The following is a 15065-nucleotide window of genomic DNA, read 5'->3' as shown; positions in this document are numbered from 1 at the left end:
CCGCCGCGCCGGGCGCCCCTGCGGCGGCCCGACGCGCCGCCGCAGCCGCCCGCCCAGCCGCCCGCGCAGGAGCGCCCGTCCGCCCAGCGGCCGCCGCAGGCCGGGCAACGCCCCGCCGCGCCGCCGCCCGCCGCGCCGCCGCCCCCGGCCCCCGCCGCCCGGGCGCGCCGCGCCCCCGGCCCGCCCGCCCCGCCGGAGCCCGTGCTCGGCGCCGGCCGCCGCCGCCTGGCCGGCGCCGTGTGGCCGCCCCGGCTGACCCGCTCCCAGCTGATCGTCGCCCTGCTGCTGTTCGTGCTCGGCCTCGGCCTGGCCATCCAGGTCCGCTCCACCGGCGAGTCCAGCGCGCTGCGCGGCGCCCGCCAGGAGGACCTGGTCCGCATCCTCGACGAGCTGGACGACCGCACCCAGCGGCTGGAGGACGAGCGCGAGGAGCTGGAGGACCAGAAGGCGGAGCTGGAGAACAGCTCCGACCAGGCGGAGGAGGCCCGCCGGCAGACGGAGGCGAAGGAGCGCGAACTCGGCGTGCTGGCCGGCACCGTCGCGGCCGAGGGGCCGGGCATCGAGATCACCCTCCGTGGTCCCGCGGGGGCGGTCGAGGCGGACATGCTGCTCGACACCATCCAGGAGCTGCGTGCCGCCGGCGCCGAGGCGATCCAGATCAACGGCGTGCGCGTGGTCGCCGGTACGCACTTCGCCGCCGCCGGCGAGAACGACGTGTCCATCGACGGCCGCCGGGTCTCCCAGCCGTACGTCTTCCGCGTGATCGGCCGCCCCGAGGACCTGGAGCCCGCGCTGAACATCCCCGGTGGGGTGGTTCAGACCATGGAGGAGGAGCAGGTTACGGTGTCCATCGAACCCCGGGACACGGTCATCGTGGACGCCTTGCGGCGGGCGAAGTCGCCTGACTACGCTCGGTCGTCGTCGTGACCTCAAGGTTATGGGGGGTCGACGCATCGGCTGCGGTTGCGTAAGGGAAACTGTCCGGGGGTTGTGGACGTTCAGTGAATGTCCGGTGCCGCTGATGCGCGTGTCGAGTGACCTGCTCGAACATGGGCCTGTCCGACGGTCAAGGGGAAATCGCCCGTGAAGTTGTTCGCTAAGTTGTTCGGGAGGGGCTCGGCGGAACGGCCGGGTCGGCACCGTGCCGCGTCCCAGGGCGGCGAGGCCGGCGAGCGTGCCTTGTACCGGGATCAGGCGCCTCCGCCGTCCGGCGACATTTCGGGTGGTCAGGGCGAGTCTTATGTTGACCCTGCCGCGTCGGGCCGCATAGGTTTCGGGGAACCATCAACCTCAAGTGCGGGTGGAGGGTTCGCCCCAGGCCCGCACGCGCCCGACTCCGCTGCGGGCGCTCCGCAGCAGGAGGCTCAGTCCATGGACCTGCCGGTGTGCAACAGGTGCGGGGCCCGGAACGCCCAGGCGAGCCGGTTCTGCTCCAACTGCGGCGCCCCCCTGCGCGCCGGAGCGGCCGAGCGCCCGTCGGAGACCACCACCACGATCTCCATCTCGGGCCTGGAGGCGTACGAGGCCGAGGTCGCCGCCGGGGGCGGCGGCCAGGCGCTGCCGTCGCTGTCGCCCGAGGCGCAGGCGGCCGTCGACGCGCTGCCGCCCGGCTCCGCGCTGCTCGTCGTCCGCCGCGGCCCCAACTCCGGCGCTCGGTTCCTGCTGGACAGCGAGCTGACCACGGTCGGGCGCCACCCGCAGAGCGACATCTTCCTGGACGACGTCACGGTCTCCCGGCGGCACGTGGAGTTCCGCCGGATGCCGGACGGACGGTTCTCCGTCGCCGACGTCGGCAGCCTCAACGGCACGTACGTCAACCGTGAGCGGATCGACGAGAGCGAGCTGACCAGCGGGGACGAGGTGCAGATCGGAAAGTTCCGGCTGGTCTTCTTCGCCAGTCGGCACGCCGCCTGACCGGCGGGAGCACACGACCACGGGACGGAAGCGATGGGCGACACCCCGAGAGGCGGCACCGCCGCCCCGCCAGCGGACCGGCCGGACCGGCGTCCGGAGCGCGACCGGCAGTTGAGTATCGGGGGTGTCCTCGCCGTGCTGCGCGAGGAGTTCCCCGAGGTCACGATCTCCAAGATCCGCTTCCTGGAGTCCGAGGGCCTGGTGGAGCCGCAGCGCTCGCCGGGCGGCTATCGCAAGTTCGGCACGGCCGACGTTGAGCGGCTGGCCCGGATCCTGCGGTTGCAGCGGGATCACTACCTGCCGCTGAAGGTCATCCGCGAGCAGCTGGACGCGGAGGCCGCCGAGTCCGCGGCCGGCGCCCCGGCGGGCGCCGGCGCGGCCGCGGAGCCGCCCCACGACCCCCGCGTCGACCGCGCGACCCTCCTGCGCACCGCCGCCGTGGGCGAGGAGGAGCTGGCGTCCTGGGAGGAGTTCGGCCTCGTCGCCCCGGACGCCGACGGGCTCTACGACGCGGACGCCGCCGCCGTCGCCCGCCTCGTCGCCGAGCTCGGCAGCTACGGGCTCCAGGCCCGCCATCTGCGTGGCCTGAAGGCCGCCGCCGACCGCGATGCCGGCCTGGTCGAACAGGTCGTCGGCCCGCTGCGGCGGCACCGCAGCCCGCAGACGCGGGCGCACGCGGAATCCACGGCAGAACGCCTGATCGAGCTGTCCGCGCGGCTGCACGCGACCCTCGTACGGTCCTCGCTGCGGGTGGCCGGCGGCTGACCGGTCCCGTGCTCGACTACCCAAAACCGCCGGGGTCGGCCTAGGGTTGCTGTGTGAACGAGCTCGACGTTGTGGGTGTCCGGGTGGAAATGCCCTCGAACCAACCGATCGTTCTCCTGCGCGAAGTGGGCGGCGACCGGTACCTCCCCATCTGGATCGGTCCGGGGGAGGCGACGGCGATCGCCTTCGCGCAGCAGGGCATGACCCCCGCGCGCCCGCTGACCCATGACCTGTTCAAGAACGTGCTGGACGCGGTCGGCCAGGAGCTCGCCGAGGTCCGGATCACGGACCTGCGGGAAGGCGTGTTCTACGCCGAGCTGGTGTTCTCCGGCGGCACCGAGGTGAGCGCCCGCCCGTCCGACGCCATCGCCCTCGCCCTGCGCACCGGCACGCCGATCTACGGCAGCGAAGGAGTGCTCAACGACGCCGGTATCTCGATCCCGGACGAGCAGGAGGACGAGGTGGAGAAGTTCCGCGAGTTCCTCGACCAGATCACGCCCGAGGACTTCGGTACGAACCCCCAGTGACAGCCGCCCGCGGTGGTCCGCCCGGGCCTACCGCACGGGCGCCGCGGGCAAACCACCCGTAGGGTGATGAGCACCCGGCGTGCCCCGTGTGGCGTTCGTTGACGCGCCCGGGGCGACTGCCTACCGTCGGGAGGCAGGTCAGGGAGCGGGAGGTCGGCGTGGTGGTCACGGGCGGCGGGAGATCGGCCGGAGGGGGCGGAGCTGTTCCGCTTTACGGTCACGGCGCGGAGCCCGCGAGGCAGGGGCAGCCACCGGCCGCCCCCGCGGATCCGGACGAGGTCGGCTACCGGGGCCCCGCCGCGTGCGCCGCGGCCGGCATCACCTACCGCCAGCTCGACTACTGGGCCCGCACCGGCTTGGTCGAGCCCGGCGTCCGCCCCGCGCACGGCTCGGGCACCCAGCGGCTCTACGGCGCCCGCGACGTCGTCGTACTCAAGATCGTGAAGCGGCTGCTGGACGCCGGGGTCTCGCTCCAGAGCATCCGGACCGCCGTCCGGCACCTGCGCGCCGCCGACGCCGCGGACCTGCGCCGGATGACGCTCATCAGCGACGGCGCCACGGTCTACGAGTGCACCTCCCCGCACGAGGTCGTCGAGCTGCTCCAGGGCGGCCAGGGCATCTTCGGCATCGCCGTCGGGGTGGTCTTCAGCGACGTGCAGGCGGACCTCGCGCAGCTGCACGCGGAGCGCGTCGACACCGGCGAGACGCTGGTCGGGCGCAACGCCGCCGACGAGCTGGCCCGGCGCCGCAGCCGCGCCGGCTGACCCCCGGGGCGTACGCGCCGCGCCCGTCCCCGGCCCGTACGCCCGCCGCCGGGCCGATGTCGTACCCATGAGGGACCATTCGAGCGTGAGAAGAGCGCCGTCGGTCCTGCACCTGGACATGGACGCGTTCTACGCCGCCGTCGAGCAGGCCGCCAAGCCGAGCCTGAAGGGCAAGGCCGTGATCGTCGGCGGCCTCGGCCCGCGCGGCGTGGTGGCCACCGCGTCGTACGAGGCCCGCGTCTTCGGGGTGCACTCGGCAATGGCCATGGGCATGGCCCGCCGGCTCTGTCCGAACGCCGCGTTCCTCATCCCCCGCTTCCGGCTCTACCAGCAGGTCAGCGGGCAGGTCATGGCGCTGCTCGGCGCGCTGTCACCGCTGGTGGAGCCGCTGAGCCTGGACGAGGCGTTCGTCGACCTCGAAGCCGGCGGGACGCCCGCGGAGGAGACCGCGCTGCGGGGCGTGGCCGCGCGGCTGCGCGCGGACATCCGCGCCGTCACCGGCCTGACCGGGTCCGTCGGGCTCGCCGCCTCCAAGATGCTCGCCAAGGTCGCCTCCGAGCTGGCCAAGCCGGACGGCCTCGTCGTCGTCCCGCCGGGCGGCGAGCGGGCGCTGCTGGGGCCCATGAGCGTGCGTACGCTGCCGGGCGTGGGCCCCGCGACGGCGGACGCGCTGCGCCGCGCCGGGATCACCACGGTCGCGGAGGTCACCGAGGCCGGCGAGGACGAGATGGTGCGGCTGCTGGGCCGGGCGCACGGCACCGGGATTCACGTCATGGCGCTGGGGGTGGACGAGCGGCCGGTGGTCGCGGACCGGGACGCCAAGTCCGTCTCCGTCGAGGACACCTTCGACGTCGACCTCACCGACCGGACCCGCATCCGCACGGAGGTCGAGCGGCTGGCGCGGCGGTGCGTGGAGCGGCTGCGCCGCGCGGGCCGCTCCGGCCGCACGGTGGTCCTGAAGGTCCGGCGGTTCGACTTCTCCACCCTCACCCGCTCCGAGACCCTGCGCGGGCCCACCGACGACCCCGCCGTGGTCACCGAGGCGGCGCTGCGGCTGCTGGACGGGGTGGAGACGGCCGCCGGGGTGCGGCTGCTGGGTGTCGGCGTGAGCGGGCTCGCGGACTTCACGCAGGAGGACCTGTTCGCGCAGGCCGGCCAGGCGCCGGAGGTGGCGCACGGGCCGGTGGACGCCGACGGCCCGGTGGCGCAGCCGCCGCCCGGGCCGCCCCCGCCGCCCGCCGCGGCGGAGCCGGAGCCGGCGGCGCCGCGGTGGCTGCCGGGGCTGGACGTGCGCCACGCCGAGCACGGCCCGGGGTGGGTGCAGGGCAGCGGCGTGGGCCGGGTCACGGTGCGGTTCGAGGTGCCGGGCTCGGCGCCCGGGCGGGTGCGTACGTTCCCCGCCGACGACCCGGCGCTGGCGCCGGCGGACCCGCTGCCGCTGGTGCCCGGCGGGTGATCAGTCGTCCGGCCCGGCGACCTCGCCGAAGTCGCGGTCCTGCGGCTGGTGGGGCTGCGGGTCCTGCGGGCGGGTCTTGGCGACGTCCGGGGGCAGCGCCATGCCGTAGTGCTGGTAGAGCTGGAGCTCCTGGCCGGGGGAGAGGTGCCGGCCGACGCCGAAGCCCGGCGCGTCCTTGATCAGCTCCCGGTCGAACGGCACCCGCAGCCCCTCGTCGGCCAGCTCGCTCGGCCCGAGCGGCACGAACGCGTCGCGGTGGAACAGGCCCGTGCGCACCGCCGCCCACTGCGGCGCTCCGGTGGCGTCGTCGAGGTACACCTCGTCGACGGTCCCGAGCTTCTCGCCGTTCCCGTCGTACGCGCGCACGCCGATCAGGCTCCGGGGGTCGATGTCGGTCTGCACGGCGCCTCCTGACGTCTCGGTACAGCTCCGCTGCCTCCACGTAACGGCACAACGTGCCCGGCGGCCACTCGGCGGGCGCCGGGCGGGCGCACCGGCCGCGGCGCCCGCGCCGGGCTGCGCGGGCGCCTGCGCTGGTACGCTGACCGTGGCTGCAGACCCCGTGCGGGAGAGTCCTCCGCCCGCCAGCCGGAGGCGCCGAAGGAGCAACTCCTCCCCGGAATCTCTCAGGCCCCCGTACCGCACGGACGAGGTCACTCTGGAAAGCAGGGCGGGCCGCACGCGGCCCCTCCTCACCGACGGTGCAAGCCGGCGCCCCGAAGCGGGCCGGCGGTGAAGCTCTCAGGTCCGGATGACAGAGGGGGAGGCCGTACGGGTGCCCGGCCCAGGGGTATCCGCGAAGGTCCGCGCGACCAGGAGGCCCCTTGTCTGAGACGAACGCCCACCGCACGCCGCTCGCCGCGCTGGAGCGCGGCACCTCCTTCGAGCAGCGCCACATCGGCCCGGACGCGGGCGACCGGGCCAAGATGCTCGCCCAGGTCGGCTACGGCTCGCTGGACGAGCTGACCGCGGCCGCCGTGCCCGGCCCGATCAAGGGCACCGGCGACGTCACGCTCCCCGCGGCCCGCTCCGAGGCGGGGGTGCTGGCCGAGCTGCGCGCCCTGGCGGCCCGCAACGAGGTGCTGACCTCCATGATCGGCCTCGGCTACCACGGCACCCACACGCCGCCCGTCATCCTGCGCAACGTCATGGAGAACCCCGCCTGGTACACGGCGTACACCCCGTACCAGCCGGAGATATCCCAGGGCCGGCTGGAGGCGCTGCTCAACTTCCAGACCGTCGTCGCCGACCTCACCGGGCTGCCCACCGCCGGCGCCTCGCTGCTCGACGAGGCCACCGCCGCCGCCGAGGCGATGGCGCTGTCCCGGCGGGTCGGCAAGGTCAAGGACGGCGTCTTCCTCGTCGACGCCGAGACCCTCCCGCAGACCGTCGCGGTGCTGCGCACCCGCGCCGAGCCGGCCGGCGTCGAGGTCGTCGTCGCCGACCTCGCCGACGGCATCCCGGGGGACGTCGCGGAGCGCGGCGTCTTCGGCGTGCTGCTCCAGTACCCGGGCGCCTCCGGCGTCGTACGGGACCTCGCGCCCGTCATCGGGCGGGCGCACGAGCTGGGCGCCGTCGTCACCGTCGCCGCCGACCTGCTCGCGCTCACCCTGCTGTCGTCGCCCGGCGCGCTCGGCGCCGACATCGCGGTCGGCTCCAGCCAGCGCTTCGGGGTCCCGATGGGCTTCGGCGGGCCGCACGCCGGCTACATGTCCGTACGCTCGACGTTCGCGCGCAGCCTGCCCGGGCGGCTCGTCGGCGTCTCCAGGGACGCGGACGGGGCGCAGGCGTACCGGCTCGCCCTCCAGACGCGCGAGCAGCACATCCGCCGCGAGAAGGCCACCAGCAACATCTGCACCGCGCAGGTGCTGCTGGCGGTGATGGCCTCGATGTACGCCGTCCACCACGGCCCCGACGGCCTGGCGGCCATCGCCCGGCGCACCCACCGCTACGCCGCGGTCCTCGCCGCGGGCCTGCGGGCCGGCGGCGCCGACGTGGTGCACGACGCGTTCTTCGACACGGTCACCGTCCGGGTCCCCGGCCGGGCCGCCGAGGTCACCGCCCGCGCCCGCAACGCCGGCGTCAACCTCCGCCTCGCCGACGCCGACCACGTCGGCATCTCCTGCGACGAGACCACCGTCCGCGACCACCTGGCCGTCGTCTGGGACGCGTTCGGAGTCCCCGGGCAGGACGTCGGGGAGCTGGACGCGGCCACCGCCGACGCGCTGCCCGCCGCTCTGCTGCGCGCCGACGAGTACCTGACCCACCCCGTCTTCCACCGGCACCGCTCCGAGACCGCCCTCCTGCGCTACCTGCGGACGCTCGCCGACCGGGACTACGCGCTGGACCGCGGCATGATCCCGCTCGGCTCCTGCACGATGAAGCTCAACGCGACCGCCGAGATGGAGGCCGTCACCTGGCCCGAGTTCGCCGGTCTGCACCCCTTCGCGCCCGCCGACCAGGCCGAGGGCTATCTGACCCTGATCCGCGAGCTGGAGGAGGGCCTGGCCGCCGTCACCGGCTACGACAAGGTGTCCCTCCAGCCCAACGCCGGCTCCCAGGGCGAGCTGGCGGGCCTGCTGGCCGTACGGGCGTACCACCGCGCCAACGGCGACGAGGGCCGCACCGTCTGCCTCATCCCCTCCTCCGCGCACGGCACGAACGCCGCCTCCGCGGTGATGGCGGGCATGCGGGTCGTGGTCGTGAAGACCGCGGAGAACGGCGAGGTCGACGCGGACGACCTGCGCGCGAAGATCGAGCAGCACGGCGCCGAGCTGGCCGTGCTCATGGTCACCTACCCCTCCACGCACGGCGTGTTCGAGGAGCACATCACGGAGATCTGCGACGCCGTGCACGCCGCCGGCGGCCAGGTGTACGTGGACGGGGCCAACCTCAACGCGCTCGTCGGCCTCGCCGGCCCCGGGCGGTTCGGCGGCGACGTCTCGCATCTGAACCTGCACAAGACGTTCTGCATCCCGCACGGCGGCGGCGGCCCCGGCGTCGGCCCGGTCGCGGTCCGCGAGCACCTCGCCCCGTACCTGCCGAACCACCCGCTGCAACCCGCCGCCGGGCCGGAGACGGGCGTCGGCCCGGTCTCCGCGGCGCCGTGGGGCTCGGCCGGCATCCTGCCGATCTCCTGGGCGTACATGAAGCTCATGGGCGACGGCGGCCTGCGGCGCGCGAGCCAGGTCGCGGTGCTCGGCGCCAACTACGTGGCCAAGCGGCTGGAGCCGCACTTCCCGGTGCTGTACACCGGCCCGGGCGGGCTCGTCGCGCACGAGTGCATCGTCGACGTCCGGCCGCTGACCAAGGCGACCGGGGTGACCATCGACGACGTGGCCAAGCGGCTCATCGACTACGGCTTCCACGCCCCGACGATGTCGTTCCCGGTGGCCGGGACGCTGATGATCGAGCCGACCGAGAGCGAGGACCTGGCCGAGCTCGACCGGTTCTGCGAGGCGATGATCGCGATCCGCCGGGAGATCGACCGGGTCGGTTCGGGGGAGTGGGACAAGGACGACAATCCGCTGGTCGGCGCGCCGCACACCGCGGCGCAGCTGGCGGGGGAGTGGCCGCACCCGTACGGGCGGGACGAGGCGGTCTTCCCGGCCGGGGTCACGCCCGCGGACAAGTACTGGCCGCCGGTGCGCCGGATCGACGGCGCCTACGGCGACCGCAACCTGGTCTGCTCCTGCCCCCCGCTGGACGAATACGACGCCTGACGTGCGGCCGCGTGCGTACCGCGCCCGGTCCGGCGCCCGCGCCGGGCCGGGTGGCGTGCGGGGCGCGTGCCGGAGTGCGGGGACCCCGCCGGTGTGCGCCGGCGGAGTCCGCCGGGCCGGTCACGCGCCCGGGTCGGTCACGCACCCGGGCCGGTCCGGGCCGGGTGCGCCGGTCAGGCCGCCGCGGTCACGTCGTCGGCGTTCGGCGGCCGGTGCGGCGCGATGATCCGGCCGTCGGGCAGCAGTTCGCCGGTGTCCTCGAACAGCAGAACGCCGTTGCAGAGCAGGCTCCAGCCCTGCTCCGGATGGTGCGCCACCGGGCGCGCCGCCTCCCGGTCGGTGGACTGGGCGGTCGGGCAGGGTGGCTGGTGCTGGCACATGGCTGGGTACTCTCGCTGGTTCTGGGTCTCGGTCCTGCGGTCTGCAGATGTCATCGCCGCCCCCGTGTCGACTCGTTCCGCAACCAGTGTTCCCCCGCGAGGCTCAATCCGCAGGGATTTACCGGCAGGTGGTCTCCCGGGGCAGAAGACGCATCACCCTCGCGGGCGGTTGCCCGGCGCCAGACCATCCTTTCGGGGGGCGCGCCCCCCGGGAGTGGACTAGTCCACAGCGGTGATCAGACCGTGACCTCGCCGTGATCAGGCGGAGGAGCCGAGGAGCCGCGCCGCCGCCAGCCGGTCGCGCAGCGCGGGCAGCAGGTCGCCGGCGCGGTGCGCGCGGTGGGCGCGGATGCCGGGGGGCGCGGGCGCCAGCGGCACCAGCAGATCCGCCGGGTCGATCCCGTCCGGCTCGGCCGCGGCGCCGGCGTCGGGGCGCAGCCAGAGCGTGACCATGTACAGCTCCGGCACGGACAGCAGGCGCGGTTGCAGCACGGCGGGGAGCGACTCGGCCTGGCGCAGGGCGCGTTGGGCGGAGGCGACGTACGGGCCCTCGGAGAAGTGCGAGAACGCCCAGCCGTCCGGGGTGATCCGGGCCTCCGCGGCGGCGACCACCCGGCCCTCGGCGGCGAGGTGGAACCGCCAGCCGCCGAGCGCGGCCCGCGGCGGGCCGTCCCCGGGGCCGACGCCGTCCAGGACGTGTACCGGCAGCGGGTCCGTGACGCCCGCCGGGCCGGCGCCCGACGTCGGCGTGAGCGTACGGAACCCGCGCACCGCCGTCGGGGACTTCAGCGCGGCGCGCACGCTGCGCAGAGCCGGGGAGGGGGGCGTAAGGACGCTGAGCGGCATAAGGGGTCGCCTACCTTCGACAGACGTGGAGCAGAGCGGGGAGCAAGATGCGGACGGCGCTGTCTGCTAGCGGGGTCAGAGGGGACCGCATCCGTGCGAGGGCGCCAACTCTCTGCCTCGTTCGCGAATTTTATACGACTACCGGTGGGAGCCCTTCCGCCTGGCTGCTCGGGTGAAATCCACAAGGGGATTATCGGCCGGATTCTCTCTGGCCTTTTGCGGAAGATCCGCGGGAAATACCTGACCGGTGCGGCGACACCCGTCGCCCGGGGTCGGCCGGATCTCGTCGGTGATTGCGACCAATCGGCGAGCGGCGCGGCGCGCCTCCGGCGGTGTGCGATCGGAACGACTCCGCACCGCGCGGGCCGCCAGCGTAGCCGACGAACGGCGGTACCGGGCGTTAGGGATCCCCGCGCCTGGGCATCATCCCAGGCAGCCGAGCCGAGGAGGAGCCTCGATGGGCGAGAAGGTCGTGGCCGGCGGGTTCGACCTGTCCGACCGTCACCGCTATCGGCAGCGGCTCCGCGAGTGTCTCGCGGGGCTGGAGCGACTGCTGGAGGAGAAGAGATTCGACCGCCCGCAGAATCTGATGGGGCTGGAGATCGAACTGAATCTCGTGGGTCCGGACGGCATGCCGCGCATGATGAACTCGGAGGTGCTGGAGCGTATCGCCAGCCCCGATTTCCAGACCGAGCTGGCCCAGTTCAACCTGGAGGTGAACATCGCGCCCCACCGGCTCGCCGGCCGGGTGCTCGACCAGCTCGCCGAGGAGCTGCGCACCGGGCTGTGGTACGCCGACCGGCAGGCGCGCGAGGTGGACGCCGGCATCGTGATGATCGGCATCCTGCCGACGCTGACCGGCGCGGACCTGGTGTCCGCCAACCTCTCCGAGGTGGACCGCTACCACCGGCTCAACGAGCAGATCCTCGCCGCCCGCGGCGAGGAGATCCGGCTCGACATCCGCGGGGTGGAGGAGCTGACGTACGCCACCGGCTCCATCGCCCCCGAGGCCGCCTGCACCTCGGTGCAGCTGCACCTGCAGGTCACCCCCGGGCGGTTCGCGGACGTCTGGAACGCCTCCCAGGCGACGGCGGCCGTGCAGGTCGCGCTCGGCGCCAACGCCCCGTTCGTCTTCGGCCGCGAGCTGCTGAGCGAGTCGCGGCCCGAGCTGTTCCTCCAGGCCACCGACACCCGGCCGCCGGAGCTGCGGGCCCAGGGCGTGCGCCCGCGCGCGTGGTTCGGCGAGCGCTGGGTCACCGAGCCGCTGGAGCTGTTCGAGGAGAACATCCGCTACTTCCCCGCGCTGCTGCCGCTCTGCTCGCCGGAGGAGCCGCTGCGCGTGCTGGACGAGGGCGGGGTGCCGGAGCTACCCGAGCTGGTGCTGCACAACGGCACCGTCTACCGCTGGAACCGGCCGGTGTACGACACCGCCGGCGGCGTGCCGCACCTGCGCGTGGAGAACCGGGTGCTGCCCGCCGGGCCGACCGTCACCGACGTCGTCGCCAACGCCGCGTTCTACTACGGGCTGGTCCGCTCCCTCGCCGACGAGCAGCGCCCGGTGTGGGGCCGGCTGCCCTTCGACGGCGCCGCGGCGAACTTCGCCGCCGCCTGCCGCGATGGCATCGACGCGACCCTGGTGTGGCCGGGCCGGCGGCGGCTCGGCGGGGTGGCCAGGGTGCCGGCGGTCAAGCTCGTCCGGGACGAGCTGCTGCCCATGGCCGCCGCCGGGCTGGACGCCTGGGGCGTCGACCCCGCCGACCGGGACCGCTACCTCGGCGTCATCGACGAGCGCTGCCGGCGGCGGGTCAACGGCGCGTCGTGGCAGGCGGCGGCCTTCCACCGGGCGCGGGACCGCGGGCTGGACCGGGGCGCGGCGCTGGCGGAGATGACCCGGCGGTACGTGGAGCTGACCCGCACCGAGGAGCCGGTGCACCGCTGGCCGGTGGACTGACGGGGACGCGCGCGCCGGCGCCCGGGCCCGTATCCGTACGGCTCAGGACAGCGCCGCCCGGACGCCGGCGTCCGTCACCGCCCGCAGCAGCACCGAGTGGATCTCCTTCGGGTCCGTCACCTGGTACGACTCGCCCCCGACCGCCGCCGCGATCTCCCCGCACGCCTCGACGTCCGCGTCCGGCCCGATGGCGATGGCGATCAGACCCACCGGCCGCTCCGGGTCGGCCGTCTCGCGCAGCCGCTCGGCCAGCTCCCCGGCGGAGACGCTGCCCGGGTCCTCGTTGGCGCCGTCGGTGAGCAGCACCACCGCGTTGAAGCGCCCGGGCGCGTACTCCTTGACCTGCCGCTCGTACGCCGCGAGCGCCGTGTCGTACAGCCCCGTCGCCCCGTCCGGCACCGGCGCGAGGTCCCCGAAGGCGGCGGCGAGGCGCTCGCGGTGGCTGGTGCCGTCCTCGGTGCGCTGGGCCAGCCGCGTGGTGCCGGTGACCTCCTCGTAGTCCTGCTCGCCCGCCAGCCGGGTGGAGAACCGCCACAGCCCGATCTCGTCCTCGCCGGTGAACTGCGAGAGCGCCTGGATCAGCGCGCTCTTCGTCACGTCCATGCGCGTCTGCCCCGGCTCGCCGGGCACCGGCTCGCCCATCGAACCGGAGACGTCGACCACGGTCGTCAGCCGGGCGCTCTGCACCGTGACGGTCCACATGCCGAGGACCGAGGCCACCTCGTCGGGGGACGGCGGCTCGGCGGGCGGCGCGTCGACCGGCTGCGGCACGGCGCCGCCGGCGGCCGCCGTCAGCTCCGCGTCGAAGCTCCCCTCGGCGGACCGGAAGCCGTGCCGGCGCAGCAGGCCGGCGGCCTTGCCGTCGGTGAGGAGCCGCTGGAAGCGGCTGACGGCGCGCACCCGGTCCATGGCCATGGAGTCGTTGTCGACGATGGCGTACGGGTAGTCGAGGGCGACCGTGCCGCCCTCGGGATAGAACATGTCGAGCCGGGAGACGGTGCCCGCCTCCGCGTTGTGGCGGAAGGCCGCCTGCTCGGAGAGGAACAGCGCGTCGTTGTCCCGCGGGTCGTCCAGCCCGGAGTCCGGGAGCGAGGCGAGCACCGCCCGGTCGCCGGGCTCGACGCGCTCGGCGAGCAGCTTGGCGGTGGCGGCGGTACGGGTGTCCGCCCGCTTGCCGCCGGCGCGGTGCACCGCCGTCAGCGCGAGCGCGCCGGTGGCGCTCACGGCCGGGTCCGCGGTGCCCAGGCGCAGCCCGGCGTCCTCGCCCATGACGGCGTCCGTCAGCTCCGCCCAGCCGTAGGTCTTCTCGGGCCAGCCGAGCCTGCGGGCGCCGTCCGGCAGGGTGGCCACGCCGATCGGCGAGGTGGCCAGGCGCGTCACCTCGTCGATGGTCGCGCCCTCGCCGCCGGCGGTGACCATCCCCGTCCAGATGCTGGAGTCGGGGATCCAGACCTGGAAGTCCGGGTGCGCGCCGGCGCGGCGCAGCGACTGGGCGACCTCGGCGGCGGGGCGCGCGGTCACCTCGACGTCCAGGCAGCGGCCGTCGGACTTCAGCTCCGCCCGGCGGGCGCGCTCGGCGGTCCTGCGCACGACCGGGGCGATGTCGGGCGCGGCGACGACGCGCAGTTCGAGGTCCCGGCCCGCGCAGGGGTCGTCCGACGACAGCATCCCGGTCCGGGCGGCGACCAGCGTGCCCGCGCCGATCGCCAGGACGAGGGCGGTCGCGATGACCACGGCGCGGCCCCGTACGCTGCGGCGCAGCCCGGCTTCGTCCGTTCCGTACGCATCGGGCAAGCTGTGTCGTCCCATGGTCGTCCCCCCGGACAGCCGCATATTGGTCACGTGTTTTTGCGGTGACCCTAGCGAGACGGCGGGGCCGGTGGGGAGGGATTGACCAATTGGAGGAGCGCGTGCAGGACCAGTCCCGCCGGCAGCTGGGCGGCGAAACGCTGCTGGTGCTGGCGCTGTCCCTGGGGGCGAGCGCGGTCTCGGCCCTCATCAGCTTCGTCGGCTCGGTCACCCGGCCGGGCGGGCTGAAGGAGCAGTCGGCCAACCTCAACTCCTCCGCGGCGCCCGGGCGCCCGTGGCTGGACCTCGCGTGGCAGCTGTTCGGGATCACCACCGCGCTGGTGCCGGTGGCGCTCGTGGCGTACCTGCTGGTGCGCGAGCGCGCGGGCGGGCTGGGCGCGGTGGGGTTCGACCACCGGCGGCCGGCGTTCGACCTGGGCCGGGGCGCGGTCGTGGCCGCGGTCGTCGGCGGCACGGGGCTGGCGTTCTACCTGGGCGCGCGGGCGTCCGGCTTCAACCTGACCGTCGTGCCGGAGTCGCTGCCCGACGTGTGGTGGAAGATCCCGGTGCTGATCCTCTCCGCGGTGCAGAACTCCGTGGTGGAGGAGGTCATCGTCGTCGGCTATCTGCTGCGCCGGCTGGACCAGCTTGGCTGGACCCCGGCGGCGGCGCTGGCGGCCAGCTCGCTGCTGCGCGGGACGTACCACCTCTACCAGGGCATCGGCGGATTCATCGGCAACGCGGTGATGGGCGTGCTGTTCGTCCTGCTGTACCGGCGGTGGGGGCGGGTGGGGCCGCTGGTGGCGGCGCACGCCTTCATCGACATCGTGGCCTTCGTGGGGTACGCGCTGCTGGCGGGGAAGGTGGGGTGGCTGCCGACGGAATGAGAACGTCCGGCGCGGTGCGGGGCGCCGGGCGGCGGGTCTCCCTGGTCGTCGGTCTTGACGGTGGT

The 15065-nt window shown here is 74.6% G+C and carries 13 protein-coding genes and 1 riboswitch; of the genes, 9 read left to right on the top strand and 4 right to left on the bottom strand.

What is annotated here, in order from left to right; translation table 11 throughout:
* Nucleotides 1–18 precede the first annotated feature (18 nt).
* The 6 genes from ACHZ99_RS19295 (at nucleotide 19) to ACHZ99_RS19270 (ending at nucleotide 5426) form a co-directional block, all read left to right on the top strand.
* The gene (locus tag ACHZ99_RS19295; protein ID WP_420306063.1) at nucleotides 19–927 is read left to right on the top strand and encodes a DUF881 domain-containing protein; all 909 of its coding nucleotides are present in this window, start codon (nucleotides 19–21) and stop codon (nucleotides 925–927) included.
* A 156-nt stretch (nucleotides 928–1083) separates the two neighbouring features.
* Entirely contained in the window at nucleotides 1084–1914 is an 831-nt protein-coding gene (locus ACHZ99_RS19290; RefSeq protein ID WP_420305879.1) for an FHA domain-containing protein, read from the top strand.
* 33 nt (nucleotides 1915–1947) lie between these two features.
* Nucleotides 1948–2679, top strand: a complete 732-nt coding sequence (locus ACHZ99_RS19285) for a MerR family transcriptional regulator (protein WP_420305878.1) — start codon at nucleotides 1948–1950, stop codon at nucleotides 2677–2679.
* A 53-nt stretch (nucleotides 2680–2732) separates the two neighbouring features.
* The gene (locus ACHZ99_RS19280) at nucleotides 2733–3206 is read left to right on the top strand and encodes a bifunctional nuclease family protein (RefSeq protein ID WP_420305877.1); all 474 of its coding nucleotides are present in this window, start codon (nucleotides 2733–2735) and stop codon (nucleotides 3204–3206) included.
* A 158-nt stretch (nucleotides 3207–3364) separates the two neighbouring features.
* Nucleotides 3365–3970 (top strand): MerR family transcriptional regulator, encoded by a 606-nt coding sequence (locus ACHZ99_RS19275; protein ID WP_420305876.1) that lies wholly within the window; start codon nucleotides 3365–3367, stop codon nucleotides 3968–3970.
* 85 nt (nucleotides 3971–4055) lie between these two features.
* Nucleotides 4056–5426: a DNA polymerase IV gene (locus ACHZ99_RS19270; protein ID WP_420305875.1), complete on the top strand. Its 1371-nt coding sequence runs from the start codon at nucleotides 4056–4058 to the stop codon at nucleotides 5424–5426.
* Here the strand turns inward: ACHZ99_RS19270 and ACHZ99_RS19265 are convergent, their stop codons facing one another.
* Nucleotides 5427–5828: a PRC-barrel domain-containing protein gene (locus ACHZ99_RS19265; RefSeq protein ID WP_420305874.1), complete on the bottom strand. Its 402-nt coding sequence runs from the start codon at nucleotides 5826–5828 to the stop codon at nucleotides 5427–5429.
* Between the two features lie 153 nt (nucleotides 5829–5981).
* A riboswitch (glycine riboswitch) is annotated at nucleotides 5982–6078 on the top strand.
* 172 nt (nucleotides 6079–6250) lie between these two features.
* On the opposite strand from ACHZ99_RS19265, the gene gcvP reads away from it, so the two are divergent.
* Complete coding sequence (gcvP, locus tag ACHZ99_RS19260) at nucleotides 6251–9148, top strand: aminomethyl-transferring glycine dehydrogenase (RefSeq protein ID WP_420305873.1); 2898 nt, start codon at nucleotides 6251–6253, stop codon at nucleotides 9146–9148.
* A gap of 173 nt (nucleotides 9149–9321) precedes the next feature.
* Here the strand turns inward: gcvP and ACHZ99_RS19255 are convergent, their stop codons facing one another.
* Both ACHZ99_RS19255 and ACHZ99_RS19250 read right to left on the bottom strand, forming a co-directional pair.
* Nucleotides 9322–9528, bottom strand: a complete 207-nt coding sequence (locus ACHZ99_RS19255) for a DUF5999 family protein (protein WP_047014426.1) — start codon at nucleotides 9526–9528, stop codon at nucleotides 9322–9324.
* Nucleotides 9529–9786: 258 nt separating this feature from the next.
* Complete coding sequence (locus ACHZ99_RS19250; RefSeq protein WP_420305872.1) at nucleotides 9787–10374, bottom strand: hypothetical protein; 588 nt, start codon at nucleotides 10372–10374, stop codon at nucleotides 9787–9789.
* A 457-nt stretch (nucleotides 10375–10831) separates the two neighbouring features.
* Between ACHZ99_RS19250 and ACHZ99_RS19245 the strand changes: the two genes are divergently transcribed.
* Nucleotides 10832–12325, top strand: coding sequence for a glutamate--cysteine ligase (locus ACHZ99_RS19245; protein WP_420305871.1), 1494 nt, complete (start codon nucleotides 10832–10834; stop codon nucleotides 12323–12325).
* A gap of 42 nt (nucleotides 12326–12367) precedes the next feature.
* Here the strand turns inward: ACHZ99_RS19245 and ACHZ99_RS19240 are convergent, their stop codons facing one another.
* Nucleotides 12368–14134: a substrate-binding domain-containing protein gene (locus ACHZ99_RS19240; RefSeq protein ID WP_420305869.1), complete on the bottom strand. Its 1767-nt coding sequence runs from the start codon at nucleotides 14132–14134 to the stop codon at nucleotides 12368–12370.
* A gap of 101 nt (nucleotides 14135–14235) precedes the next feature.
* Between ACHZ99_RS19240 and ACHZ99_RS19235 the strand changes: the two genes are divergently transcribed.
* Nucleotides 14236–15000, top strand: a complete 765-nt coding sequence (locus ACHZ99_RS19235; protein WP_420305868.1) for a CPBP family intramembrane glutamic endopeptidase — start codon at nucleotides 14236–14238, stop codon at nucleotides 14998–15000.
* Nucleotides 15001–15065 lie beyond the last annotated feature (65 nt).

Origin of the sequence: Streptomyces sp. MAR4 CNX-425, assembly GCF_048656465.1 — a bacterium.
In the GTDB taxonomy this organism is placed as follows: domain Bacteria; phylum Actinomycetota; class Actinomycetes; order Streptomycetales; family Streptomycetaceae; genus Streptomyces.
This window is presented reverse-complemented; position numbering and strand designations above follow the sequence as displayed.

What these genes read in the sequence shown, in the direction of transcription:
- ACHZ99_RS19285 (WP_420305878.1), top strand. Translation starts at nt 1,948, where the DNA reads ATGGGCGACACCCCGAGAGGCGGCACCGCCGCCCCGCCAGCGGACCGG.
- ACHZ99_RS19255 (WP_047014426.1), bottom strand. Translation starts at nt 9,528, where the DNA reads ATGTGCCAGCACCAGCCACCCTGCCCGACCGCCCAGTCCACCGACCGG.
- ACHZ99_RS19250 (WP_420305872.1), bottom strand. Translation starts at nt 10,374, where the DNA reads ATGCCGCTCAGCGTCCTTACGCCCCCCTCCCCGGCTCTGCGCAGCGTG.
- ACHZ99_RS19245 (WP_420305871.1), top strand. Translation starts at nt 10,832, where the DNA reads ATGGGCGAGAAGGTCGTGGCCGGCGGGTTCGACCTGTCCGACCGTCAC.
- ACHZ99_RS19240 (WP_420305869.1), bottom strand. Translation starts at nt 14,134, where the DNA reads ATGGGACGACACAGCTTGCCCGATGCGTACGGAACGGACGAAGCCGGG.